Annotated in this window: 22 protein-coding genes; 12 read left to right on the top strand and 10 right to left on the bottom strand. The window is 59.0% G+C overall.

Annotated features, from left to right (window positions below; genetic code table 11):
- Positions 1-133: 133 nt before the first annotated feature.
- Positions 134-1,675, bottom strand: coding sequence for a hypothetical protein (locus tag ACR9ZQ_RS08600; RefSeq protein WP_481427545.1), 1,542 nt, complete (start codon positions 1,673-1,675; stop codon positions 134-136).
- 168 nt (positions 1,676-1,843) lie between these two features.
- Positions 1,844-4,633: a bifunctional diguanylate cyclase/phosphodiesterase gene (locus tag ACR9ZQ_RS08595; RefSeq protein ID WP_310386968.1), complete on the bottom strand. Its 2,790-nt coding sequence runs from the start codon at positions 4,631-4,633 to the stop codon at positions 1,844-1,846.
- A gap of 414 nt (positions 4,634-5,047) precedes the next feature.
- Here ACR9ZQ_RS08595 and ACR9ZQ_RS08590 point away from each other — a divergent pair, with 414 nt between their 5' ends.
- From ACR9ZQ_RS08590 to ACR9ZQ_RS08570, 5 genes are all read left to right on the top strand, one after another.
- Complete coding sequence (locus tag ACR9ZQ_RS08590; protein WP_113324366.1) at positions 5,048-5,659, top strand: 50S ribosomal protein L25/general stress protein Ctc; 612 nt, start codon at positions 5,048-5,050, stop codon at positions 5,657-5,659.
- A gap of 186 nt (positions 5,660-5,845) precedes the next feature.
- Positions 5,846-8,203 (top strand): EAL domain-containing protein, encoded by a 2,358-nt coding sequence (locus tag ACR9ZQ_RS08585; RefSeq protein ID WP_113324367.1) that lies wholly within the window; start codon positions 5,846-5,848, stop codon positions 8,201-8,203.
- A 24-nt stretch (positions 8,204-8,227) separates the two neighbouring features.
- Positions 8,228-8,950 carry a substrate-binding periplasmic protein gene (locus ACR9ZQ_RS08580; protein WP_310386965.1) on the top strand — a complete coding sequence of 241 codons (723 nt, stop codon included), beginning with the start codon at positions 8,228-8,230 and terminating at the stop codon, positions 8,948-8,950.
- Positions 8,951-9,044: 94 nt separating this feature from the next.
- On the top strand, positions 9,045-9,761 hold the full coding sequence (gene pth, locus ACR9ZQ_RS08575; RefSeq protein WP_037100023.1) for an aminoacyl-tRNA hydrolase: 717 nt from the start codon (positions 9,045-9,047) through the stop codon (positions 9,759-9,761).
- A gap of 5 nt (positions 9,762-9,766) precedes the next feature.
- Complete coding sequence (locus ACR9ZQ_RS08570; RefSeq protein ID WP_310386962.1) at positions 9,767-10,222, top strand: GNAT family N-acetyltransferase; 456 nt, start codon at positions 9,767-9,769, stop codon at positions 10,220-10,222.
- Positions 10,223-10,247: 25 nt separating this feature from the next.
- Here ACR9ZQ_RS08570 and clpS read toward each other — a convergent pair whose 3' ends face one another.
- Complete coding sequence (gene clpS, locus ACR9ZQ_RS08565) at positions 10,248-10,559, bottom strand: ATP-dependent Clp protease adapter ClpS (RefSeq protein ID WP_037100028.1); 312 nt, start codon at positions 10,557-10,559, stop codon at positions 10,248-10,250.
- 227 nt (positions 10,560-10,786) lie between these two features.
- Between clpS and ychF the strand changes: the two genes are divergently transcribed.
- A complete protein-coding gene (gene ychF / locus ACR9ZQ_RS08560) occupies positions 10,787-11,890 on the top strand; it encodes a redox-regulated ATPase YchF (RefSeq protein ID WP_310386959.1) in 1,104 nt (367 codons plus the stop codon).
- Positions 11,891-12,005: 115 nt separating this feature from the next.
- Here the strand turns inward: ychF and ACR9ZQ_RS08555 are convergent, their stop codons facing one another.
- Positions 12,006-13,076 carry a hypothetical protein gene (locus ACR9ZQ_RS08555; RefSeq protein ID WP_310386957.1) on the bottom strand — a complete coding sequence of 357 codons (1,071 nt, stop codon included), beginning with the start codon at positions 13,074-13,076 and terminating at the stop codon, positions 12,006-12,008.
- 81 nt (positions 13,077-13,157) lie between these two features.
- On the opposite strand from ACR9ZQ_RS08555, the gene ACR9ZQ_RS08550 reads away from it, so the two are divergent.
- Together ACR9ZQ_RS08550 and ACR9ZQ_RS08545 are read left to right on the top strand one after the other, a co-directional pair.
- A complete protein-coding gene (locus tag ACR9ZQ_RS08550; protein ID WP_310386955.1) occupies positions 13,158-13,628 on the top strand; it encodes a MaoC family dehydratase in 471 nt (156 codons plus the stop codon).
- Positions 13,625-14,092 carry a MaoC/PaaZ C-terminal domain-containing protein gene (locus tag ACR9ZQ_RS08545; RefSeq protein ID WP_310386953.1) on the top strand — a complete coding sequence of 156 codons (468 nt, stop codon included), beginning with the start codon at positions 13,625-13,627 and terminating at the stop codon, positions 14,090-14,092. Before ACR9ZQ_RS08550 ends, ACR9ZQ_RS08545 begins: the two co-directional genes overlap by 4 nt.
- Positions 14,093-14,147: 55 nt before the next feature.
- On the opposite strand, the gene ACR9ZQ_RS08540 is transcribed toward ACR9ZQ_RS08545, so the two are convergent.
- From ACR9ZQ_RS08540 to petA, 4 genes are all read right to left on the bottom strand, one after another.
- Entirely contained in the window at positions 14,148-14,690 is a 543-nt protein-coding gene (locus tag ACR9ZQ_RS08540) for an adenine phosphoribosyltransferase (RefSeq protein ID WP_310386951.1), read from the bottom strand.
- A 116-nt stretch (positions 14,691-14,806) separates the two neighbouring features.
- Positions 14,807-15,679 carry a cytochrome c1 gene (locus tag ACR9ZQ_RS08535; protein WP_113322015.1) on the bottom strand — a complete coding sequence of 291 codons (873 nt, stop codon included), beginning with the start codon at positions 15,677-15,679 and terminating at the stop codon, positions 14,807-14,809.
- Between the two features lie 25 nt (positions 15,680-15,704).
- On the bottom strand, positions 15,705-16,973 hold the full coding sequence (locus tag ACR9ZQ_RS08530) for a cytochrome b (protein WP_310386948.1): 1,269 nt from the start codon (positions 16,971-16,973) through the stop codon (positions 15,705-15,707).
- 14 nt (positions 16,974-16,987) lie between these two features.
- A complete protein-coding gene (gene petA / locus ACR9ZQ_RS08525; protein WP_310386946.1) occupies positions 16,988-17,563 on the bottom strand; it encodes a ubiquinol-cytochrome c reductase iron-sulfur subunit in 576 nt (191 codons plus the stop codon).
- A 287-nt stretch (positions 17,564-17,850) separates the two neighbouring features.
- On the opposite strand from petA, the gene ACR9ZQ_RS08520 reads away from it, so the two are divergent.
- Positions 17,851-18,780, top strand: coding sequence for an endonuclease/exonuclease/phosphatase family protein (locus ACR9ZQ_RS08520; RefSeq protein ID WP_481427544.1), 930 nt, complete (start codon positions 17,851-17,853; stop codon positions 18,778-18,780).
- Here ACR9ZQ_RS08520 and ACR9ZQ_RS08515 read toward each other — a convergent pair.
- On the bottom strand, positions 18,751-20,646 hold the full coding sequence (locus ACR9ZQ_RS08515; protein WP_439017260.1) for an ABC transporter ATP-binding protein: 1,896 nt from the start codon (positions 20,644-20,646) through the stop codon (positions 18,751-18,753). The two genes, ACR9ZQ_RS08520 and ACR9ZQ_RS08515, sit on opposite strands and share 30 nt — an antisense overlap.
- Positions 20,647-20,808: 162 nt before the next feature.
- Between ACR9ZQ_RS08515 and ACR9ZQ_RS08510 the strand changes: the two genes are divergently transcribed.
- Complete coding sequence (locus ACR9ZQ_RS08510) at positions 20,809-21,060, top strand: CopG family ribbon-helix-helix protein (protein ID WP_007824443.1); 252 nt, start codon at positions 20,809-20,811, stop codon at positions 21,058-21,060.
- A gap of 67 nt (positions 21,061-21,127) precedes the next feature.
- Here the strand turns inward: ACR9ZQ_RS08510 and ACR9ZQ_RS08505 are convergent, their stop codons facing one another.
- The gene (locus tag ACR9ZQ_RS08505; protein ID WP_481427543.1) at positions 21,128-22,984 is read right to left on the bottom strand and encodes an ABC transporter ATP-binding protein; all 1,857 of its coding nucleotides are present in this window, start codon (positions 22,982-22,984) and stop codon (positions 21,128-21,130) included.
- A gap of 384 nt (positions 22,985-23,368) precedes the next feature.
- On the opposite strand from ACR9ZQ_RS08505, the gene ACR9ZQ_RS08500 reads away from it, so the two are divergent.
- Both ACR9ZQ_RS08500 and ACR9ZQ_RS08495 read left to right on the top strand, forming a co-directional pair.
- Entirely contained in the window at positions 23,369-23,830 is a 462-nt protein-coding gene (locus tag ACR9ZQ_RS08500; RefSeq protein ID WP_029868585.1) for a tRNA (cytidine(34)-2'-O)-methyltransferase, read from the top strand.
- Positions 23,831-24,018: 188 nt separating this feature from the next.
- Positions 24,019-25,665: a Na/Pi cotransporter family protein gene (locus ACR9ZQ_RS08495; RefSeq protein WP_481427542.1), complete on the top strand. Its 1,647-nt coding sequence runs from the start codon at positions 24,019-24,021 to the stop codon at positions 25,663-25,665.
- Positions 25,666-25,667 lie beyond the last annotated feature (2 nt).

Raw genomic sequence — 25,667 nt, 5'->3', positions numbered from 1 at the left:
TGAGATCAGGTGCCTTTCTTGTGAACTCCTGAACGGTGGCAATCGATTTGCCGACCAATTTGCATGTGACACCAGACGCAAAAAAGCCGGCACGAGGCCGGCTCCTTTCGTTTCAGGCTGCAGTTCAGAGCACTTATTGCGGCTGACCCTGCTCCGGTTCCTGCCCCTGCCCCTGGTCTGGCTCCAGCCCCTGATCTTGATCCTGATCCGGTTCCTCGGCATCCGGCCCCTTGATCTGCTGGCCGTTGATCGCCACGGAACCGTCGCCGGCGACATTGATATCCCAGCGCGAGCGGCCATCCGGGTCCGTCTTGGCAAAGCCCTTGGCCATCATCATGCCGAAGGAGACCTGCTGGAGGTTCGGATCGCTCTTGGCAAGCTCCTGGATGGCGGCGATCGACTTGTCGAGATCCCGCGCCAGGATCGAAGCTTGGAGCGAATAATCCTTCTGCGTATCGACGCGGCCCTGCAGCTTGCCAGTGACGTCAATATCGTAGACATCCGAGACCGCTATGAACTTCGGCAGGTCGACGACGACGACGCCGTCGTGGAAGAGCTTCTCGGCAGCCAGCTTGCCGCTTTCTTCCGAATTGTTGCCCGACGAGAAATCGATCTTCATGAACTCATCGCCGAAAGCGGCGAAATCCATGTCCGGCACGGCGATCTGCATATCGATACTCTTCGGCAGGAAGGCATGGTAGCTCGCCGGCACGACCGGGCTGTCGAGCGTGACCTCCTGGGCATTCATCCCGAAGGCAAATCGGACCGCATCGCTCGGCCCGTCGACCGAGAAATTATAGCCGAAGGCCTTGGCGCCGCCACTTCCGGCGACGGTGCCGACCGCCAGATTATTTACCGTGATCGTTTCGTTGGCGGAGGAGAACAGCGGAAAGGATGCCTTGAGGACGGACTTCAGCCTTTCGCCGTCTTCCTTGCTGAGCTCCTTCTCATCCACATGGTCAAGGATAAAGAAGACGATATCGCGAATTTCCTTCGCCGGCAGGCTGGCCACATCGGCATTGAAGTCGATCGAATCCGCCTTGATGGTGACCGGCGGCGTCTGCGCGCTGGTAACCGTCTCCGACAGCGCGGTAAACGCACCACTCGCCTTGAAGTCCAGCCGGCCATTGCCGCTGGCGCTGTCAGTCGAATCGAGCCTGTAATTCATGCCGGCAAAGCTCGCATCGACCTGATCGGCGTCGGACTTCGACGTGAGGCGGATATCGCTGGCCTTGAAATCGCCGGAACGCAGATAGGCGATCGCCGGATCGAAGACACCGTTATAGACCATCGAGGCAATGGAATAAGTGAAATCGGTGCTCTTGTCGTCTGGTCCCTTGACGTTGCCGGAGATGTTGAAGCTGTTGTTGCCTTCGAGATTCCAGAGCCCGCTGTCGAGCGGTGTGGCGAAGACCGACCAGGGCGTCAGCCCGTTCACCACGTACTTGGTCGTATCCACTTTCGAAAGCAGCTTGGCAAGATCGTAGATAACCTCATAGCGGGTACCCGCCGGGTTGACGGTCACAAAACCACTCTTGGCGAAATCCTCGGGCAGGAAGCCCGTCAGGCTGTCGCGAAGCTTGTTCGCTCCATCCTGATTGATCTCAGCCCCTTGCGCCGCCCCGAACAGCGATAGGGCAACAAGGCTCGTTGTCGTGACAAGTTTGAGACGCATTCACACTCTCCTCAGCCGCTTTGAATGCGGCCATAGGAAGATCGGATATCTTCCGGTGTCAACCCGGCACGTTTGGACAAATGTTATTTTGCGACCACGGCTGAGAGTGAACGTATCCTGCCGGGCACTACCGCACGCGAAGGCCCTCGATTCTGATCTCGCCCTGCGTCAGGCCGCAGTGTTGAGGGTAACCGATTGTTGTTCCATTCGCGCCGGGCGACCGAAATAGTAGCCCTGGGCCTCGTCACAGCCTTCGGATGTCAATAGTTCGAGTTGGCTCAACGTTTCGACCCCTTCAGCAAGCACAGGGATCGACAGGCCGCGTCCCAGCGCCAGGATGGAGCGAATGACCGCCTTTGCTTCCTGACTGCTCTCGACTTCGTTCATGAAGCTGCGATCGAGCTTGATCTTGTCGAAGGGGAACGAGCGAAGGGTCTCGAGCGACGAATAGCCTGTTCCGAAATCGTCGATGGCGATCGCAACGCCCTGCTGCTTGAGCGCACGCATTGCAAGCAGCGCCTTGCTTTTGTCGACGATGATCGATGACTCGGTTATTTCAAGTTCGAGCCGCGATGCTGGCAGGCCCGTTTCCTGGAGGACGGACCGAACCAGTTCGGCGATGTTTGCATGGGCGATCTGGATGGGCGAAATATTGACGGCGATCTTGATGTCGTCCTTCCAGCTGACCGCTTCCCTGCATGCCTCGCGAAGGACCCATTCTCCGATAGGCATGATTGCACCGCATTCCTCGGCGATCGGAATGAAATCGACGGGCGGAATATTTCCGCGTTCAGGATGGTTCCACCTGAGCAGCACTTCGTAGCCGGTCGTCTTGCCGGTCGCGACCGACTTCTGCACCTGATAGTGAAGGTACATCTGGTCGCGCTCGATTGCGACCCAGAGGTCACGCGCCAGCCTTCTCCTGTCGCGCGACACTTCGTCCATGGACTCCTCATAGAAGCAGACATTGCGCCCGACCTCGTGTTTTGCGCGATACATGGCCAGATCTGCGTTTGCGAGAAGCGTTTCGGCGTTTTCGCCGGCGTCGGGGTAAAGTGCGACACCAACGCTTGCGCCGGGGACGATGTGATGCCCTTCGAAATCCATCTTCTCCATGAGCGTGGCTTCCAGCCGCGCAATGAAGTCGTCTAGCTCTGCCCTGTCATTGAAGCGCTTCACAGCCGCGAACTCATCGCCGCCAAGCCGGGCGACAAGTTCCTCGTCACGCAGTATCCCGTTCAATCGTGCAGCCAATGTGCTCAACACGAAATCTCCAGCCACATGGCCCATCTGGTCATTGATCTCTTTGAATTTATCCAGATCGATGCCAATCACCGCAACCTTGGTCGACAGCCTTTTGGCAATTGTCAGCTGATGTGAAAGATAGTCATTGAAGGTGGGACGGTTCGGCAGACCGGTCAAAGCATCGTGCTTGGCCATGAACGCGATTTTCTCTTCGCGCGCCAGCCGGTCGGTAATGTCTTCGAATGTCGTAACCCAGCCACCATCCGCGAGAACATTAAACGTCGCAAGAATTGACCGGCCGCTCGTCGTCTGATGCACAAGGGTCTTCTGGCCGGAGCGCATGGTCGCCATATGCCTGCGATAGTGATCGGCCGCCTTCGAATCCGCAGCATCACTATCGCCAAAAACGATCTGATAGCCGCTGCGAACGATCTCGGAATAGGCAAGACCCGGGCGAATGAAATTCTCAGGGAATCCGAAGAGCTGGCTATACCTGGCGTTTGCGAGGATCAGCCGCTCATTGCGGTCAAACATCGAGATACCCTGGCTCATGTTCTCTAGTGCCAGATCGAGGTTCCTCGATACTTCTTTGATGCGATCCCCGTCGATCTTTGCCTGCGTGATATCGCGGGTAATCTTCACGTATCCGATGAGATCATGGCCATCGTCATACACGGGTTGGATGACGACATGTGCCCAGAACGAGGATCCGTCCTTGCGAAAACGCAGCCCCTCTGCCTCAAATCTGCCGTTGGCGAGAGCGGATTCGAGCGCTCTCTGCGGAAGGCCATTCTGCTGATCCTCCGCGGAGTAGAACCGGGCGAAGTTCTGGCCGACGATATCAGCGGCGCTATAGCCCTTCGCGCGTTCCGCCCCCGTATTCCAGTTCGTCACGACGCCTGAAGGATCGAGCATGTAGATTGCGTAATCCGTCACGCCCTGCAGGAGCAGCTCAAACCTGGTCTCGCTTGCACTTGCCTGCTTGGCGGCGCGAAACGCAATGATCGATGCCGAAATGCCCGAGGCCAGCATTGAGATCGATACGACGAGAATGGTCACCAGAAGGAACGGCTTCGAAAGCGCCTGCGGCTCGATCGCGTTTGCGCCCCCTTCGATAATCGTCAGCGCGCCCATCGCGGTGAAATGCATCAAAACGATGCCGAGCGACAGCGCAGACGCCGCCGCAAGAATGCTCCAGTTCGAACCCTTCCAGTTCTTTGTGAGCGTAAATCCCCAGGTCGCCATGGCAGCCGATATGATCAGCGCAGCGATAACGAGATGTCGATCCCAGACGATGGCCCCCGGAACCTGCAGACCGGCCATGCCGACGAAATGCATGGCTGCGACGCCGACGCCAAAGACAAGGCCTGCAGCAATATTGGCCTGAGAACCCGGAAGCGACACCGCGGCAAGGCCTGCCACAAAGGTAGAGGCAAAAGCCGCACCGAGCGAAATAAGCGTCAGATCGCGATCATAACCGACGACGATGCCCGGATCATAGGCGAGCATGGCGACGAAATGCGTTGACCAGATGCCGAAGCCGCCTGCCGCCCCCGCCACGGAGAGCCAGATCCAGCGTGGCACGCCGTTTGACCTGCCAGCACTTCTCAGGAACAGGATCGTTCCGAGATTGGACACAAGGCATAGTACGGCAGCCAGAAGAACCAGCGTAAAGTCGTGTTGGTATGTCAGGCAGTATACGATCGCAAACATGAGAAAACCCATTCTTTTCAAGCCTGACATCGGTCTTGCCGTGTTAAAGAAGGGATAATCCGGCGCCTTCACAGGTAAAGTGGAACCTTCTGTTCGACTTTGTGATTAACGCCCGAACAACGAAGGCTTATCAGCGGTTTTTGGAATTACTTGCAAAACACCAGGGATTGCATTTCGCGATCTTTCGGGTGTAGCGCCGATGAGGCGCGATCAGCGATACGGCCACCGGCATTGGTCCTCTTGACAGAGCCTGTCACCGCTTGCGTTTGCGTGACACTTATATTATAGGCCACGCGTCCGCGTAGACACCCTTGGAGGCAACGCGGATGAGGATGGGCTTGCCCGCCTCCGGTCCGACGGCACAAGGCTTCAAGCTCGCCGCGGACTCTCCAAATAACCTCGAAAGGACTAGCCATGAGCCACGAAACTTACGAGCTCAAGGCCGAGGCGCGCGAACGGGTTGGTAAGGGGTCCGCCCGTGAACTCCGCCGCAACGGCTTTATTCCCGCTGTCATCTATGGTGACAAGCAGGCCCCAGTTTCTATCGCTATCAACACCAATGAGGTGACGAAGCGCATTCATGCCGGTGGCTTCATGACCACCGTTGCGACCATCGACGTCGACGGTAAGAAGTACAAGGTTCTGCCGAAGGACTATCAGCTCGATCCGGTCCGCGACTTCACGATGCACGTCGATTTCCTGCGCGTATCTGGCAACACCCAGGTTAGCGTTGAAATCCCGGTTCACTTCGTCAACGAAGACAAGTCCCCGGGCCTCAAGGTCGGCGGCGTTCTGAACATCGTGCGTCACGAAGTCGAAGTTCACTGCCCGGCTGACGCGATCCCGGAATTCTTCACGGTTGACCTTTCCGGTCACAAGATCGGCGACAGCATTCATATTTCGGAAGTCACCCTGCCGAAGGGTGTGACGCCCGTCATCACCGATCGCGACTTCACCATCGCGACGATCATTGCTCCGGCTGGCGGCATCGACGAAGCTGCTGCCGAAGGCGAAGCAGAAGCCTGATAGCTTCTACCAATTTGTAAAGCATAAGGCCCGTTTTCCGTGAGGAAGACGGGCTTTTTCATTGCCGAAAAAGGCTTATTTCAGCAACATTTAACACATTTATGGAAGCATGCTCCGGCTGGTTGCGAAGTCCCCGCCCTGCCGCGTGACCGCAGAATATTCCGACCCCGTGGAGCAAACGGAACCATGAATAATTCCGTTGAGAACAGATTTTTTGCGATTGTTTGCGGCGCGCTGCTTGTTTTTGTAGCTCCCCTCTTTGTTCTTTTTCTTTTCCTTTCCTCTGAGCGTGCCGACAAGGAAATACGCGACCATATTTCCGTTCTTCTTGTGGCGAATGCCCAGGCGCTCGCCAAGCCGCTCTGGGATCTCGATGCCGATAGCGTGACCCAGATCAGCGCGACGGTCGTTTCGCAGGGCGCCATCGTCAAGGTGGAGGTCCGCGACCAGTCCGGCGAGCTCGACGTCAGCCAGTCGACCATTCCGAGGTCCTTCGATGGCAAGCTGGTTCAGGTTTCCCGCGCCATCATCTACAACACCGTCGATGGGCCGAAGAACCTCGGCAGCATTTCCGTCTTCTATCCGGCACTCGGCCTGTTTTCCGGCCTGAAGCAGGAAGAGGTCGTCTTCATCTCGATCTTCATTTTCGCGGTGCTGGCCGTTTTCGCCACCGCACTCATCGGCAACCGCATCTTCGTCATCCAGCCTCTGATGCGCCTGACGGCTGCAATCGAGGCGACACGCCAGCTCGGCTCCCGCCACCATGTCGACTGGCAATCGAACGACGAAATGGGCCGGCTCGCCCAAAGCTTCAACGAAATGCAGACAAAGCTTGAAAACGAAGAAACCGAGCTGAAGCTCGCGCATCGCCGCGCCACCGACATCTACAACCTGACGCCCGCCATGCTCTTCTCCCTCGACGAGGAAGACCGCATTACCGCCGTCAGCGACTACTGGCTGCTTGCGACGGGTTATCACCGCGCCGCCGTCATCGGCCGGAGCTTCTCCGATCTCGTTACCTCCTTCACCCGTGACAAGTTCATCAAGCGCAAGAGCCAGCGTGAGAACGGCACCGGCGACGTCACCGTCAAGTTCATCTGCATGGACGGCCGCATCATGGACGTCCTGATCATGGAATCGGCGCTCACGACTCACGGAGAGGAAGGTCAGTCGCTCTCCGTCATGACCGATGTGACGGAGCTGAAGGCCTCCGAAGACCGCAACCATCGTCAGGCAATCACTGACCATCTGACCGGCCTCCTGAACCGCCAGGGCTTCGAAGCCGTGCTCGACAGCAAGATCGCAGCCGCCGATGCCGCCGATCAGGAACTCGCCTGCCTCTTCGTCGACCTCGACCGCTTCAAGTGGATCAACGACAATATGGGCCACGCCGCCGGTGATGCGGCCCTCATCGAACTCGTGGAGCGGCTGAAGACGCTGCTTGCCCCCTCCGATGAAGCTGCCCGTCTAGGCGGCGATGAATTCGCCATCCTGCTGCCGGCCAAGAATGCCGAAAAGCGCGCCCGCGCCATGTGCGACCAGATCGCTTCGATCTTCGAGACACCCTTCGGCCCGGACATGCATCTCAGCGCCTCTGTTGGTATCGCCATCTATCCTCGCCACGCTGCGACCGCCGCCGAACTGCTGCAGAAATCCGACATGGCCATGTATGCCAAGAAGCGCGACGGCAAGAACGGCGCACAGATCTTCGATAGCGGCATGCTCGATCATGCCCGCCGCCGCGCCGAGATCGAAGCCCATATCGAAGCCGGTCTCGCTGACGACTGGTTCGAGGCCTATCTCCAGCCGATCGTCAACCTGAACGGCCGCGGTATCGCCGGCTTCGAGGCGCTGATGCGCCTCAACCATCCGCAGAAGGGTCTCATGCCACCGGCCGAGATCATCAGCGTGGCCGAAGAGACTGCCAAGATCGTCCGCGTCGGCAATGTCATCATGGAAAAGGCAATCGCCAATCTGGCGACGATTTCACGCCTGCCGGGCATGCAGGACAGCTACCTCGCGATCAATTTCTCGCCGTTGCAGTTCGAGCCGGCGCTCGCTGCCCGCCTTGCCGCCATCCTCGGCCGCCACGGCATCCTGCCGGATCGTATCGTCGTCGAGATCACGGAGGCTGTGCTGATGCACGACAACCCGCAGATCCGCATGATCGTGACGGAACTGCGCCGTTTCGGCTGCCGCATCGCGCTTGACGATTTCGGCACCGGTTATTCGTCGCTGAGCTATCTCAACCGCTTCCCGGTCGACATCATCAAGATCGACCAGTCCTTCACCCGCGCCATCAATGATGCTGACGATGACGTGCGCCAGAAGAGCCGCATGCTGATCGAAGGCATCACCACGCTGTCGCACAAGATGAACTGCACCGTCATCGCCGAAGGCATCGAGACGGAGGAGGAATGCAGTACGCTGCACCAGATGGGTCTTGATTATGGTCAGGGCTATCTATTCCACCGTCCGCAGAATGCCGCCAAGCTGATCGAGGAACTAAGCAGCTCGCTGCCGAACGTGGCACGCGCTTCATGAACTGACGAAATGGGAGGTATCGCGATGAAAAAGCTGCTGCTTCTTGCACTTTTGACCCTACCCTGCTTTGCCACGTCTGCCTCAGCCCAGACGGTAGCCTTCGTGACCGAGGAATACGCGCCCTTCAACTACCGCGACGGCAAGGTCATCAAGGGCGCGACCGTCGAACAGGTCGAGAAGGTCATGGTCGATATAGGCGTCGACTATACGCTCGACGTGATGCCCTGGGCCCGTGCTTTCAGCCTCGCCCGCACTACGCCGATGACCTGCGTATTCGCAACCGCCCATAACGCCGCGCGTGACGGCCTGTTCAAATGGGTCGAGCCGCTTCTCATCGACCGCAACATCCTGATCACCCGCAAGGGATCGGGCGTCTCTGCCACCAATCTCGAAGAGGCGAAGAAATATGTGATCGGCACCCAGCGCGATGATTACACGGAAGTGACGCTGAAGGAGAAGGGCTTCACCAAGCTCGACGTCGCCAGCGATTTCAACGCGACGTTGCGCAAGCTGCTTGGCGGGCGCATCGACATGATGCCGATCTCCGAACTCTATTTCGACAAGCTGAAGGCCGACCAGCCGCTGGAAATGGTGACGGTGCTGTCCTCGCAGCCGATGGGTATTGCCTGCGAGAAGAATTTCCCGGACGATCTCCTGGCCCGCATGCAGGCCTCGCTGGACAAGCTGATCGCCAGCGGCGAACAGAAGCAGATCTTCCTGAAATATGGTCTGCATCTGCTGAAATGATCGGCCGCCTGCCGTTCACACCGGCCTTTGCCACTTGACTTTGCCGCCATTTCGCGGTGGTGAACGCCAACAGCTCTTGCAAGGAAGACAGGCCATGCTGATCATTGCGGGTCTCGGCAATCCCGGCGCGAAATATGCCGGCAACCGGCACAATATCGGCTTCATGGCGGTGGATGCCATCTACCGCCGCCACAGCTTTTCGCCCTGGTCGAAGAAGTTCAAGGCAGAGATTTCCGAAGGCGAACTGGCGGGTGAGAAGGTGCTGCTGATCAAGCCGCAGACCTTCATGAATTTGTCGGGTGAAGCAGTCGGCGAAGCCATGCGCTTCTACAAGCTGCAGCCTTCCGATCTCGTGGCGATCTATGACGAGCTCGATCTGCCGGCCGGCAAGGCGCGGCTGAAGACCGGCGGCGGCCATGGCGGCCACAACGGCATCAAGTCGCTCGACGCCCATTGCGGTAAGGAATATCGCCGGCTGCGCCTTGGCATCGGCCATCCCGGCGTCAAGGAACTGGTGCATAACCATGTGCTCGGCGATTTCGCCAAAGTCGACAGCGACTGGCTGGAGCCACTGCTCGACACGCTTGCCGACAATGCCGAGATGCTGGTCCGCAAAGAGGATTCCCAGCTCATGAACAAGATCGCGCTGGCGCTGGGCGGTAAAGCGGAAGAGGAAAAGCCGAAACCGGAGAAGAAGCCGGCGGGAAAGTCCCATATCCATCAGGCCCGCAATCAGAGCCAGCAGAAGCTTCCTGCAACCGGTCCCATGGCCGAGATGCTGAAGAAGATGTTCGGCAACAAGGGCGACTGAACGCTATGGCTGGCGGGGATTTCATCATCCGACCTGCGGTCGTCGGCGATCTGCAGAACCTGATCACCCTTTACCAGCACCTCAGCCCGACCGATCCGGTCCTCGCGCCTGATGTGGCAATGGAACGTTTCTCCGCCATTCTCGCGCAGCCCGGCATGACGGTCCTCATTGGCGTTGCCGGCGAGATTGCTGCTGCGACCGTCACGCTGATCATCGTGCCCAACCTGACGCGCAATGGCGCCCCTTACGCACTGATCGAAAACGTCGTCACCCACGCCGATCACCGCAAGCAAGGTTATGCCGGCAGGGTCATCCGGCATGCGATTGCGCAAGCCTGGAATGCCGGCTGCTACAAGGTCATGCTGCTGACCGGATCGAAAAATCCGGCGACACTGCGTTTCTATGAAAATTGCGGTTTCATGCAGGACAAGACCGGCTACCATATCCGCCGGCCGTCTTGAGACGCCTGTCCTATTTCTCAGGCCCTTATTCCTCAGGCTCCGTGGTGAACATCAGCGGAAAGTCCATCTCCTTGGCAAGGTCGATGGCTTCTTTGGCCTTTGTTTCCGCTATGTCCTTAGTGCAGACAACCACTACGCACGAGCCGAGCTTGTGCGCCGTCATCATCACGCGGTAGCCGGTATCCTCGCTCATGCGGAAGACGATCTTCAGCACCATGATGACGAACTCGCGCGGCGTATAATCGTCATTGACGAGAATGACTTTGTAAAGCTTCGGCTTGTCCAGCTTGAGCTTCGTTCTGGTTTTGGGTTTCAAGGCAATATCGTTGTCAACCATCGGAAATCCGCCCTTGATGACATGGGAAGGGGGTTCGATCTAACTAAACTATTTCGATTGCAGAATTTCGACACTCGGTGTCGGCAAAAATCCCGCCGCAATAAGAATAAGGCCACTAGACCCTGTCGGCAAGGGAGCCGCGAGAAAAGCTCTCTAAGACTTGACCGCTCCCCTCCTTTATCCCATAGGCACGGCCAAGGAATTCTAGAGAACAGCAGGTTTCAGCCATGGGCTTCAAATGCGGTATCGTCGGCCTGCCGAATGTCGGCAAATCGACCCTCTTCAATGCGCTCACCAAGACGGCGGCAGCACAGGCGGCGAACTATCCTTTCTGCACGATCGAACCGAACACCGGCGAAGTGGCCGTTCCCGACGCGCGCATGCAGAAGCTTGCCAATATCGCCAAGTCGAAGGAAATCATTCCGACCCGGATCAACTTCGTCGATATTGCCGGCCTCGTGCGCGGCGCCTCGAAGGGTGAAGGTCTCGGCAACCAGTTCCTTGCCAATATCCGCGAAGTCGATGCCATTGTGCATGTGCTGCGCTGCTTCGAAGACGGCGACATCACCCACGTGGAAGGCCGCATCGACCCGGTTGCCGACGCCGATACGATCGAGACCGAACTGATGCTCGCCGACCTCGACAGCCTCGAGCGCCGTACCGAGCAGACGCGCAAGCGCGCCACTGGCAAGGACAAGGATTCCATGGCAATGCTGCCGATCATGGAAGCCTCGCTGGCGCTGCTGCAGGACGGCAAGCCAGTCCGCACGCTGCTTTCGAAGCTCGATGCCGAAGAGACCAACATACTGAAGGGCCTCAACCTTCTGACATCGCACCCGGTTCTCTACGTCTGCAACGTCGCCGAAGGCGATGCCTCGACCGGCAACAAATATACCGAGGCCGTCGCTGCGATGGCCAAGGCTCAGGGTGCCGAAACCGTCACCATCTCGGCGGCGATCGAATCCGAAGTCGCCCAGCTTCCGGACGAGGAGGCCAAGGAATTCCTCTCGGCCCTCGGTCTTGACGAAGCGGGCCTCGACCGCCTGATCCGCGCCGGTTACAAGCTGCTCCATCTCATCACCTATTTCACGGTCGGCCCGAAGGAAACGCGGGCCTGGACGATCGAGCGTGGCACCAAGGCGCCGCAGGCGGCCGGCGTCATCCACTCGGATTTCGAACGCGGCTTCATCCGCGCCAACACCATCGCCTATGACGACTACATCCAGTTCGGCGGCGAAGTCGGCGCCAAGGAAGCCGGCAAGGCGCGCGACGAAGGCAAGGAATATGTTGTCCAGGACGGCGACGTCATCCACTTCCGCTTCAACACCTGATTGACCAAAGCATGTCGCGCAAAAGTGTGCAGCGGTTTTGCGACAACGACATGTGCAGGACAAAGACTTAAAGCATGTGGTGATCTTTCAGGTCGCCATATGCTTTAAATGCTGCTCAGCCCGGCGGCAGCCTTTCCACGACGCCTGAGGGCAAAGCGCGCAGCACGATGCGCCGAAGCGGCATCCAGCCCGTACCGATGACGAGCACGATCACGCCGACGACAACAAGCGTTCCGAAGATGTAAGTATCGACGGTCGCACTCCCCTGCTGGAATATCCCATAGATCGCCAGTCCCAGTGTCAACAGGCCGGACGTCACGAAAGCGCGCCGGTCGATGATCAGGCCAATCAGCATCAGCAGCGCGACGATCACGACGACAACAGGCGTCTTGAAGGAGCTGGCGTCCATGATATCCAGCCAGCCGCCGTCTAGTGAGAGCAATATCCGGATGCTGTAAAGCAGAGCCGGCGCGGCGACGAGATGAAGCCAGAAGGCGACATCCGATCGCGTCGTGCGGCGGAACCTGTCGCTGAGATCGAAGCCGAGTGCGGCGACGAACAGGCCAACGGCGCTGGCAAACAGGATGATCGACACGAGCGTCGGATGGTTGAGAATGAAGGCATCGTCGCCGCTCCCCCATTGCAGCAGGCGGAAGACAAGCGCGAGGACGAGGGCCAGCCCCGAGAAGATGCTAAGCGCAAGCGCAAGCGGCACACGGTAGCGCAGATAGAAAAGCCCCATGATGACAGGGAATGCGACGATGAACCTATCGATGCCATCACCGGTCAGCCACAGATCGGCATTGGAGGGATAGACCGACAGCATCATCCGGAAGGTCCAGGCAAAAACCGCCAGCGTCAGCACGACAGCCGGCAGCGCGAGGCGCTGGCGCTTCACGAGGATTTCCGCCAGCACCAGGATCGCAGGCAGCACCGCATAGAGCGAGGCAAGCCCCCAGAGGCCCGCAAGTGCGATGAGAATGCCGATGGTGATCAGTACATCGTGGAAGCCGCGCACGAAGCGCGGTGTCTCGGTATCAGACCAGGCAGGCTCTTCAGGCCCGGCCGCCTGCGCCTCGACGGTCACGCCACGCGCCGCAAGGAACGGCGCCAGCCTCTCGCCGGCCTCGGCGGTAATCAGCCCCTCCCGCGCCGCCTCATCGAGTATCGACCTTAGTTCTGCCATTCTGGTTCGCCCCCAGGGAATCATTGAGCCCGCGCGGATGCTATTGTAAGCAATGAGGCCTGCCTATGATGAGAGACCCTGATGCCTGCAGAAAAGCTCGCCTATGAGGATTTCCAGCCCGGCCGGCGCTTCCCGCTCGGCCCGAAGCCGCTAACGGCACCCGAAATCATCGAATTCGCCGCGGAGTTCGACCCGCAGCCGATGCATCTGGACGAAGCGGCAGGCCGCGCCAGCATCCTCGGCGGCCTTGCCGCCTCCGGCTGGCACACTTCGGCGATGTTCATGCGCATGATGGCCGACAGTTTCGTGCTGAACTCGCTTTGCGAAGGTGCACCAGGCGTCGATTTCATGGAATGGCGCAAACCGGTGCTGGCAGGCGACACTCTCTCCGGCCATTCGACGGTGCTGGAGGCGCGTCCGATGCGCTCGCGTCCAGGCCTCGGCATCGTCAAATTCCGCCACGAGGTGGAAAACCAGCGCGGCGAACTGGTCTGTCTGTCGGAAAATTCCGTCATCTTCGGCATGCGTGGTAGCCCGGAGGCTGGCTTATGAGAATGACCGAACTTTACGCTGCCCGCGACAAGGTTGAGATCGGCACCTACGTCTTTACAGAGGAAAATATCCTCCGCTTCGCACGTAAATACGATCCGCAGCGTTTCCATACCGATAGCCAGGCCGCGAAAGACACCATGTTCGGCGCGCTCTGCGCCTCTGGCTGGCACACGACGGCCGCCTGGATGCAATGCTTCCTCAGATACTGGATGGCGGAGATTGACCGCCTGAAGAAGGAGGGCCTGGAACCGCCGAACCTTGGCCCCTCACCCGGCTTCCAGAAGCTGCAATGGCTGAAGCCGGTTTTTGTCGATGAGACGGTCAGCTACTCCGTGACCTTTCTCTCGGGCCGGCCGCTTGCGTCGCGGCCGGGCTGGCATCTCAACACCATTCTTTGTGAAGGCGTCAATCAGGACGGTATTCCCGTCATCCGTTTCGAAAGCAGCGTGCTGGAATTCGAATGATCCGGCTGGAGCAATTTCAGCAGAGCTTGCAACGGCTCTACTGAAATTGAGATGCTCAATGACCGGCGAATTCTACGAGCGTGTGCACGTCGACACCGAGATCTTCGAGCTTCTTGCGGCCGCCGAGATCCGGCAAGTCGATGACGAAGCAGGCACCGACCACTTCCGCGCCGATCTGGCGAAGAAGCTGTGTCGCGCCCACAGCAGTGCCGCCCGTGGCAATCAGATCGTCAACGAGGATTACCTTCTCGCCCGGCTGGACGGCATCGCGGTGCATCTCCATCTCGTCCACGCCATATTCCAGGCTATAGGCGATGCGCACCGTGTCATGCGGCAGCTTGCCCTTCTTGCGGATCGGCACGAAGCCCGAGGAAAGCTGATGCGCAACCGCGCCGCCGAGGATGAAGCCCCGCGCTTCCATGCCGGCGATCTTGTCGATCTTCAGACCGGCATAGGGCTGCACGAGCTCATCGACCGCCCGGCGAAAGGCACGCGGATTGCCGAGCAGCGTGGTGATGTCGCGAAAGATGATGCCGGGCTTGGGGTAATCCGGAATGGAGCGGATGCTGGCCGCAAGCTCCGAAAGCGTATTGTTCATCGATAATCCGTATCTGCGAGGGGCACAAAGCGCCCGCACACTATCAACTGCGTCGGATCAAACCAAATAAAAAAGGCGGCTAAAAAGCCGCCTTTTCCTCGGGACTAAGGGGCCGCTTAGTGATCGGTCCGGGAATAGATCGACCGCTTGGTCAGGTAGATCAGCACGGTGAAGATCAGCAGGAAGATCATGACCATGAAGCCGGTGCGCTTGCGTTCTTCGAGGTGCGGCTCGGACGCCCACATCAGGAACGACGAGACATCCTTGGAATACTGATCGACCGTCTGCGGCGAACCATCGTCATAGGTGACCTGGTCGTCGGAGAGCGGCTTCGGCATGGCGAGCACGTCAGCGGCATGGAAATACGGATTGTAATGCGAGCCCTGCGCCACCTTGACGCCCGCCGGCGGCTCTTCGTAGCCGGTCAGCAGCGCGTGAATGTAGTCGGGGCCGCTTTCCTGATACTGCGTGAAGATGTCGAAGACGAACTGCGGGAAGCCGCGCTCGACTTCGCGCGCCTTGGCGAGCAGCGACATGTCAGGCGGAGCCGCACCGTTGTTAGCGGCAGCAGCCGCTTCCACATTCGGATAGGGCGACGGGAAGTGGTCAGACGGAACCGCTTTGCGGGTGAACATTTCACCGCTGGCATCCGGGCCGTCCTGGACTTCGTAATTGGCCGCGAAGGTCTTCACCTGCGCATCCGAATAGCCGAGCTCGCTCAGCATGCGGAAGGGTACGAGGTTCATCGAGTGGCAGGCGGAACAGACTTCCGTGTAGACCTTCAAGCCACGCTGGAGCTGGCCCTTGTCGTAGTGACCGAACGGACCTGCGAAGGTCCAGTCGATTTCCTTGGGCTCCTTCAGCGGATAATGCGGCGTAGCGCTTTCCTCGTGATGAGCGGCCGGAGCCGCCGCTTCCTGAGCAAAAGCCACACCGGCAACACCGGCTGTGACCGCGAGCGACAGAATGCTTGCAACAAGCTTTTTCATGTTTCTATTCCTTCCCGTCGCTCGCTCAGGCCTTGGCCGCAGCAATCTTGTTGCGCTTTTCGAGCACCGCTTCAGTGATCGAGTTCGGAATACGGCGCGGTGTTTCCACCAGACCGAGAACCGGCATCGCGACCAGGAAGAAGGCGAAGTAGAGGAGTGTGCAGACCTGCGAAATCGTCGTGTACAGGCCTTCTGCAGGCTGCGAACCGAGCCAGCCGAGGATTATCGCGTTGATCACGAACAGCCAGTAGAACAGCTTGAACCACGGACGATAAACCGCCGAACGCACCTTCGAAGTGTCGAGCCAAGGCAGGAAGAACAGCACGAGGATCGCGCCGAACATGACGAGGACGCCGCCGAGCTTGGAGTCGATCGGACCGACGTTGAAGGTGATCGAACGCAGCATCGCGTAGAACGGCAGGAAGTACCATTCCGGAACGATGTGGGCCGGGGTCTTCAGCGGATCGGCCGGAATGTAGTTGTCGGCATGGCCGAGATAGTTCGGCAGGTAGAAGACGAAGTAGGCATAGACGATCAGGAAGACCGAGACGCCGAGCGCATCCTTGAGCGTTGCGTAAGGCGTGAAACGAACCGTGTCCGTCTTGGTCTTGACCTCAACGCCCGTCGGGTTCGTCTGGCCGACCACATGCAGAGCCCAGATGTGCAGGACAACGACGCCGGCGATCATGAAGGGCAGCAGGTAGTGCAGCGAGAAGAAACGGTTCAGCGTCGGCTGGTCGACGGCGAAGCCGCCGAGAAGGAACTGCTGAACCCATTCGCCGACCAGCGGAAAGGCCGAGAAGAAGCCGGTGATAACAGTCGCGCCCCAGAAGGACATCTGGCCCCAGGGTAGAACGTAGCCCATGAAGCCGGTTGCCATCATCAGCAGGTAGATGACGACGCCGAGGATCCAGAGGATTTCGCGCGGCGCCTTGTAGGAGCCGTAGTAGAGGCCGCGGGCGATGTGCAGGTAGACTGCGACGAAGAAGAACGAAGCGCCGTTGGCATGCATGTAGCGCAGCAGCCAGCCGTGGTTGACGTCACGCATGATCTTTTCAACGGAGTTGAAGGCGATCGTCGTGTCGGCGGCATAGTGCATGGCGAGCGTAACACCCGTCAGGATCTGTACGATCAGCATGACGGCGAGCATGGCGCCGAAAGTGTAAGCGTAGTTCAGGTTCCGCGGAACCGGATAGGCAATGAAGCTGTCATAGACCATGCGCGGCAGCGGAAGGCGCGCATCGACCCACTTTTCCAGGCCGGTTGATGGTTCGTAGCTGGAATGGCCACTCATTAATCAGTCTCCCCTCAACCGATCTTGATCTTCGTGTCGGACAAAAACGAAAAGGTCGGAATCGCCAGGTTCTGCGGCGCCGGACCTTTGCGGATGCGGCCGGCCGTGTCGTAGACCGAGCCATGGCAGGGACAGAACCAACCATTGTATTCACCGGCCTGACCGAGCGGAACGCAGCCGAGATGGGTGCAGGTGCCGATCATGACGATCCAGTTTTCTTTATCCTTGCCGCCCGAGCGGTCGGCGCCCGTTGCCGGAGCGTCGGGAGGAAGGTTTGCGTTGCGAGCGATCGGGTCCTTGAGATCCGACAGCTGGACGTCGGCGGCGGCCTTGACTTCTTCCGGCGTGCGGTTGCGGATGAAGATCGGCTTGCCGCGCCACTTGACCGTCAGCGACATGCCGGGCGTAAGGCTTGCGACATCGACTTCGATGGAAGCCAATGCCAGCGTCGACGCATCGGGGCGCATCTGGTCGATGAACGGCCATGCAACCGCAACGGCACCGACCGCACCAGCCATGCCAGTGGTGAGATAAAGGAAATCACGGCGAGTGGGCTCTGAGGCCTCGCTTGTCGTTACGTGTTCGCTCACGGCTTAACCATCCTCTGCGCAATTGTCGCGGAATTCCGCCCTGCCCCTCCAGAGGCGGCGAATCTATCAGAACAAATTTCGGCCATAGATTCCCCACCAATCCGGCGCGTTCTATGCTTGATCGCAAATTATGTCCAGCCTTGGCAAGGGGATGGGGGCACAATGTCGCGGGAAATTTCAGTGAATTTTTTAAGGCAATCACTGGCTTGCAACTTTGCTGCGTTGCAACAAACGAGGGAGCGTGTTAGGCGCTGGTGAGTTTGCCATACGAATTTGGATTTGCGCCGATGAGGCATACTGTTTTCTGCGTATTGAGCGTCCTCATCACCATCGTTCTGGCCCTCGTTTCGCTCCGTTATTTCACCGACTTCTGGCTGCTTTCGCTCATTTACAGCTTCCAGATTCATCTCAGCATCATTTGCGCCGTCGGCGCCGTCATTGCCCTCTTTTTCAAACGGCACTGGTACGGCTTCGTGATGCTGGCAGTGGCAACCTTCCTGAATATCCACGGCGTCATCATGCTGCGCGAATTCGCCGGCAGGACACCTTCGGAGGATGCCCCTCGCCTTTTCCGGCTAATGTCCTTCAATATCGAGAATGACAATTTTGAAAACGGCGAGCGGATTGCCGACGCCATACTGGCTTCAGGCGCCGATGTAGTCGACATCATGGAGGCCGAGCCGGTCTTTGCGCAGTTGCCACGGCTTCAGCAGATCTATCCCCACCGTATCGGCTGCGCTGCGAGCGAGACATGCGATACGCTCGTGCTGTCAAAACGTCCCTTCGCTCGGCAGGAGATCCATGACATAGGCGAGCTTTGGAAGCAGCGGCTCGTGTCGGTTTCGATCGACTTCGATGGAACGCCTGTCGATTTCCTGTTCCCTCACCTGTCCAAGCCATATTTTGATGATTTCCAGTCTGACGAACTCCAGGATCTCCCGACTTTCATGCAATCTCACACGGGGGCTCTGGTGGTCGCCGGAGACTTCAATTCCTCGATCCTCGCGCCGACAATTCAGCACTTTCTGCGCGGAACCGGCCTGACCACAGATTTCCCGGAACCAACCACTTGGCCGGTCAGCGCCGGCTCGTTCGGCATCAGCATCGACCATATCTTCGCAAGACCGCCGCTGCTCATCCGCTCGACGAGCCGGCTGGAGGACAGCTTCGGCTCGAACCATTACGGCCTAGTCAGCGATTTCGTTCGCGAATACTGAGCGCGTATCGTCATCGGAGGCGAGGAAGCCGCCGGACTGACGTGCCCAGAGCTCGGCGTAAAGCCCGCCCTGCTTGAGAAGCGCATCATGCGTGCCTTCCTCGATGATCTTGCCGCGGTCGATCACGACAAGCCTGTCGAGTGCGGCGATGGTCGAAAGCCGGTGGGCGATCGCAAGCACCGTCTTGCCTTCCATCACGCGGTTGAGGTTCGATTGTATCGCCTCCTCCACTTCCGAATCGAGCGCCGACGTCGCCTCGTCGAGAACAAGGATTGGCGCATCCTTGAGCATCACACGCGCAATGGCGATACGCTGGCGCTGGCCGCCCGAGAGCTTGACCCCGCGCTCGCCGACATGCGCGTCAAAACCCTTGCGCCCCTGCTGGTCCCGCAGCCGCTCGATGAAATCGAGCGCTTCGGCGCGTCCTGCAGCCTCGACAAGACGTTCCTCTCCGGCATCGGGCCGGCCGAAGAGGATATTATCACGCACGGAGCGATGCAGCAGCGACGTATCCTGGCTGACCATGCCGATCTGCATACGCAATGATTCCTGGGTGACGGCGGCGATATCCTGCCCATCGATCAGAATGCGTCCACCTTCGAGATCGTAAAGACGCAGGAGAATATTCACCAGCGTCGACTTGCCCGCACCGGAGCGGCCGATGATGCCGACCTTTTCGCCAGGACGGATCGTCAGCGAAAAATTGTCGATGACCGCATTCTCCTTGCCGTAGTGGAAGGAAACATTTTCGAAACGGATACCGGGCTGCTTGATGACGAGTTCTTTCGCATCGGGGCGGTTGACGAGATGCAGCGGTTGGGAAATCAGCTCGGCCGCATTCTGAATGGTGCCGAGATTGCGCATGATGCCGTTAAACTGGGTCATCAATCGGCCGAGAAGGAAGTTCAACCGCAGAACCAGCGTCAGCGAAAAGGCGACCCCACCCGAGCTGATCAGCCCGCGCAGCCACAGATCGATGCTGAGGCCGGCCATGGTGACGATCATCAGGCCCGAGAGCAGCGCCATAGACGCACGAACCCCGGTGATGAAACGCGTGAACTTCAGCACCGTTTCCTGATAGGCGTTGAAGCCGTCAAGCATGTAGCGGTCGCTCTCCTCGTCGCGTGCGAAGAGCTTCAGCGTTTGGATATTGCTGTAGGCATCGACGATGCGGCCATTGAGCAGCGAGGCTGCCTCTGCGGTTTCACGCGAGTGATAGCGGATGCGCGGCACGAAATAGCGGGCAAGCACGCTGAAAGCCGCCAGCCAGAAGAGAACCACCGCCGCCAGCGAGAAATCGAGCTGCCCGACCAGAACCAGCGTAGTGACGGCATAAATGCCGACGAACCAGACGCTCTCCATCAGCGACGTCACCAGATCGCCCGTCGCCTGCCCCGCCGACCAGACCTTGGTAACGATGCGGCCGGAAAAATCGCTCTGGAAGAAAGCAAGCGACTGGCGCGACACATGCAGATAGGACTGCCAGCGCGCCAGATTATAAAAACCCGGCGTGATCACCTGCTGGTCGATCAGCGCAATCAGGAAGGCAACGACGAAACGGACAATGCCGATCAGCGCCAGCATGCCGAAAATCTCGCCGCCATGGGCGGCCAGAAGCGTGCCCCAGCCGGCTCCGGGCTTGATCGTGCTGAGGATGTCGACGAGGCGCCCGACGAACCAGAAGAGGGCTGCTTCGATTGCCGCCGACATGCCGCCGAGCACCAGCATGGCGATAAAGGGCCACCTGGCCTGACCGATGTAGAACCAGATGAATCCGAAAGTATTGCGCGGCGGCTGAAGATTGTCGCTGGCGCGGAAAGGATCTATCCAAGTTTCGAACAGGCGAAGGATCGGAGTGAGCAGCATCACCGCGATATAGGCCCGTTCAGAATTGCGGCAAAGAGAATATAAGGCGGACGCAACCTTATATTTTCGTAATGATCGGTAATATCGGCGTCATCTCCATTGATACGGGTGGAAGCAGCCACGATCTCGTGCCATGATCGCGCCTTACCGGAGACCGCAGATATGGAAACGAAAACGCTCAATGCGCATCTTCCGCTTTCCCTTGCGGAAAAGCTCGACGCCCTGGCGGACGCGCTGGATGTGCCGCGCGACAGCATCGTGACGGAAGCCATCGCAAGCTGGATCGAACGGGAGGAACGGCTGCGGATTTTCACGCTTCAGTCGCTTGCTTCGAACTCGATCATCGTCGTGGAGCATCATCGCGTCATCGACTGGGCCGACAGCCTCTGCGCCGACCGAGTCCGCACGCTCTAATCGGAAAATTGATTTCTTCGGCAGGACAAAAGAAAAGCCCTCCCCGCAGAAACGGGAAGGGCTTATTTTATTGGGCTGCGACTTCGGCCTCTTCCTCGTGATCGGCAAGGAAGCCGCCGGACTGGCGATTCCATAGATCGGCATAGATACCGCCATGGCTGACCAGTTCGCCATGCGTGCCGCTTTCGATAATGCGGCCCTTGTCCAGCACGATCAGCCGGTCCATCTCGGTTAGCGTCGACAGGCGGTGAGCGATCGCGATGACAGTCTTGCCTTCCATCAGCGCGAAGAGGTTTTCCTGGATCGCCGCTTCCACTTCGGAATCGAGCGCCGAGGTCGCCTCGTCGAGCACCAGGATCGGCGCATCCTTCAGGAAGACGCGGGCGATCGCGATACGCTGGCGCTGGCCGCCGGAAAGTTTCACACCGCGCTCGCCGACCTGCGCATCAAGCGCCTTGCGGCCGTGCATGTCGACAAGCCCTTCGATGAACTCCCAGGCATTCGCCCGTCTTGCCGCCTCGATGACGTCCTCATCGGTTGCGTCAGGACGCCCATAGGCAATGTTGTCGCGGATCGAGCGATGCAGCAATGACGTATCCTGCGTCACAACACCAATCAACGAGCGCAGGCTATCCTGCGACACATCTGAGATATCCTGGCCGTCGATGGTGATGCGCCCGGCTTCCAGATCGTAGAAACGCAGGAGCAGGTTCATCAGCGTCGTCTTGCCTGCGCCGGAGCGACCGACCAGACCGACCTTCTCGCCGGCCTTGATATCGAGCGACAGGTTGTCGATGATGCCCTTGCCCTTGCCATAGTGGAAGCCGATGCGTTCGTAATGGATCGCACCCTTCTTCGCCGTCAGCGCAGGCGCACCCGGCTTGTCGACGATATCGTGCTGCTTCGACATCATCTCCATGCCGTCATAGACGGTGCCGATGTTTTCGAAGAGCGCCGAGACTTCCCACATGATCCACTGCGACATGCCGTTGACGCGCATCGCAAGGCCGATGGCGATGGAAATCGCGCCGACCGAGATCGTGCCGTTCAGCCACAGCCAGATGGACAGGCTGGAAATGATGAACAGCGAAATGCAGTTGTTCATGTAGACGCTCATATGGAAGAGCGTCACCTTGCGCATTTGCCTGTGCACCGTGTCCAGAAAGCCGTCCATGCTCTCCTTGGCATAGACCTCTTCACGGCCTGCATGGGAGAACAGCTTCACGGTGGCAATGTTCGTATAGCTGTCCACTACGCGGCCAGTCATCAGCGAGCGAGCATCCGCCTGCTGCGCCGCAATCTTGCGAAGCCGCGGCACGAAATAGGCGACGATGCCGACATAGATGCCGAGCCAGGCGAGGATCGGCAGCATCAGCCGCCAGTCGGCAGCCGCGATGATGACGATCATCGACAGAAAGTAGGTCACGACATAGACGAAGACGTCGAGGATCTTCATGACCGTTTCGCGCACGGCAAGCGACGTCTGCATGACCTTTGTGGCAACGCGTCCGGCGAACTCGTTGGCAAAGAAGGTCATGCTATGGCGCAGCAGGAAGCGGTGCATCTGCCAGCGCGCGATCATCGGATAATTGCCGAGCATCATCTGGTGCATGATCAGCGAATCGAGACCGGCAATGAGCGGCAGTCCGATCAGCACCAGCGCGCCCATCCAGATCAGCTTGTGACCCTCATTCTGCAGGAAGGTCGCCTTATCGGCATTCGTCAACCAGTCGACGATATCGCCAAGGAACTGGAAGAGCGCCACTTCACCGACTGCGATCAGCGCCGTCAAGAAGGCCATAAGCGCAAGCCATCCCGCCGCCGGCTTGCTGTAGTGCCAGCAGAAGGCAAAAAGACCCTTCGGGGGAGCGACCGGCTCCTCGCTCGGATAGGGATTAAGTCGCCGTTCGAACCAGTCAAACATGAAATCGCTCCAGAACTTCCGCGTTCCGGCCCCGGCTTTGCGCTCTTAGGGCGCACGAAAGCACATATGGGAACCGGAGGCTCAAGGGGCGAGGCCGTGATGGCCGCGCAATTATTCAAAATGGGCAATTGGGGAAAGAAAAGCGCCTTATATGCGCCAGATCGCCAAGCGTGGCATCACGGGCGGGAGACGCATCAGCACAAATATATCCATGTCGGCGCTCCCTGTTGGCGATTGAAGATATGCACCGATAACGCGAAAATGCCTAAATTTCCAGCCCCGACCGCTCGGAAAGTGGCCATCGACAGGTCAAAAAGCGTTCTGTTGCCTCAAAATCACAGTTCGGATAGGCAAGTTGCTTATCATCTCAACGGACAATTTCCCATGGCAGACCTCAGACTGGCGCTCTATCAACCCGATATCCCAGGCAATACCGGAACGATCCTGCGCCTTGCCGCCTGCCTGGGTTTTGCGGTCGACATCATCGAGCCCGCCGGTTTCGACATTTCCGATCGAAATCTGAAGCGCGCGGGCATGGACTATCTGGCCGCCGCCGCCCTCACCCGCCATGTCAATTGGGAACGCTTCGAGGAATGGCGCGCAGCCACCGGCCGCCGCCTGATCCTCGCCACCACGAAGGCATCGCAGCGCTACACGGATTTCGTCTTCCGTCCCGACGATATCTTGCTCTTCGGCCGTGAAAGCGCCGGCGTGCCCGATCATGTGCATGAACGCGCCGATGGGCGCATTCTGATTCCGATGGTGGAAGGCCAGCGTTCGATCAACCTTGCCGTCTCCGCCGCGATGATAACAGGCGAGGCAATGCGGCAGACCGTCTGGTCGTGAACCGGCCCATGCCGATCCTTGGCGGCCTTGATGTCGCAAACAACGCTTTGAATCGACGCAAAAGCGCCTATATTAATTAGCCAGGCAATCAATAATTCTGCACAAGCAGTGAGATTCCAATGATTTACTCGACTACGGAAACGTAGAACCGAGAAAACCTTCTCAAGAAGAAGAAAAAGACCAAGGCCATGGAATCCACGATCGTCATGATCAATCTGTTCGGCGCGATTGCGCTGCTGCTCTTCGGCCTTGCGCAGGTCAAGGACGGCGTTACGCGTGCCTTCGGCGCACGCCTGAGGACCGGGCTTGCGACAGGCACGGCGAACGGGCCGCGCTCGATCCTGTCAGGTTTCCTGGCAACCATCGCCCTGCAGAGTTCGACCGCGACGGCCCTGATGACGGCCTCTTTCGTGGAGCGCGACCTCATCAAGCCGCGCATGGCCCAGATCGTGCTGCTCGGCGCCAATGTCGGGACTGCCGTGACCGCCTGGATAGTCGCTACCGGCATCGAATGGCTTTCGCCGCTGCTTATTCTTGGCGGCATCGTGCTCTATCGCGGAAAGTCCAGCGCCCGCCACGGCGGCGGCGCGGCCATGATCGGCATCGGCCTGATGCTGCTCTCCCTGCATCTACTGAGCAATGCGACGGAGCCCATGCGGACATCGCCGGCACTGGCTGCCTTCATCGGCCTGCTCGGCGATGCCTGGCCGGTCGCTCTGTTTTTTTCCGCAGCGCTTGCCTTCATCTCGTCGTCGAGCCTTGCGGTCGTCGTCCTGATCCTGTCGCTCGCGTCAACGGGCATCGTGTCCCCGGAACTGATCATCGTTCTCGTCCTCGGCGCCAATCTCGGCGGCGCGATTCCGCCCGTTGTCGCCACCCTCTCCGGCCCTGCCTCGGCGAGACGCGTCACGCTCGGCAATCTCATCGTCCGCACCGCGGGCTGCCTGATTGCGCTGCCGCTTGCCGGCTATGCAGCGCCGCTGCTCCAAATGCTGCCCTTCGGCCCCGCCAAGCTGCCAGTCGATACGCATCTGATTTTCAACATCCTTCTTGCCGCCGTTGCCTGGCCCTTTTCGCGGATGTTGGCTATCTTTACCGCCCGCCTCGTGCCCGATGACGTGCAGCCGGATCAGGGTCCCAAGTTTCTCGATATGCAGGAGCTGTCGACGCCCGTCGTGGCCCTTGCCAGCGCGACGCGCGAAGTGCTCGGCGTCGGCGATCTGATCGAACGCATGCTCCTGCGCGCTTCCGATGCTTTCGAACATAATGACATGTCCAAGCTCGCCGAGATCCCTGCGCTCGAAAAGCGCGTGGATCTGCTGCAGCAGGAGGTGAAGGTCTATCTCTCCAAGCTCGGCCGCGGCGGGCTCAGCGACGAGAATGCTCGCCGGTCTATCGTTATCATCGACTACGCGATCAATCTCGAGCATATGGGCGACATCATCGAGAAAGGCTTGCTGGAGCAGGTCGGCAAGAAGGTCTCGCTCGGCCTGAAATTCTCCGAAGACGGCTACAGGGAATTGCGCAAACTGTTTGATCTGACGATCGACAACCTGCGCGTCGCCCAGACGATCTTCGTCACCCGCGACTTCAATCTCGCCCGGCAGATGATGGAAGTGAAGGTCGAGGTCCGCCGCATGGAAAAGCAATCGGCCGAGCGGCACCTGGAGCGGCTGCGCGACGGGCGTACCGACAGCCTCCAGACGAGCTCACTTCATCTCGATATGCTGCGTGACCTGAAGCGTATCAATGCGCACATCGTCTCAGTGGCACATCCGATCCTCGACGAAAGCGGCCTTCTGATCGAAAGCCGCCTGCGTGATGCAGCCGAATAAGT

This window comes from Rhizobium sp. KNZ14-9A (genome assembly GCF_056755015.1).
The sequence above is the reverse complement of the archived record's forward strand: the minus strand, read 5'-3'. Positions and strand labels throughout refer to the sequence as shown.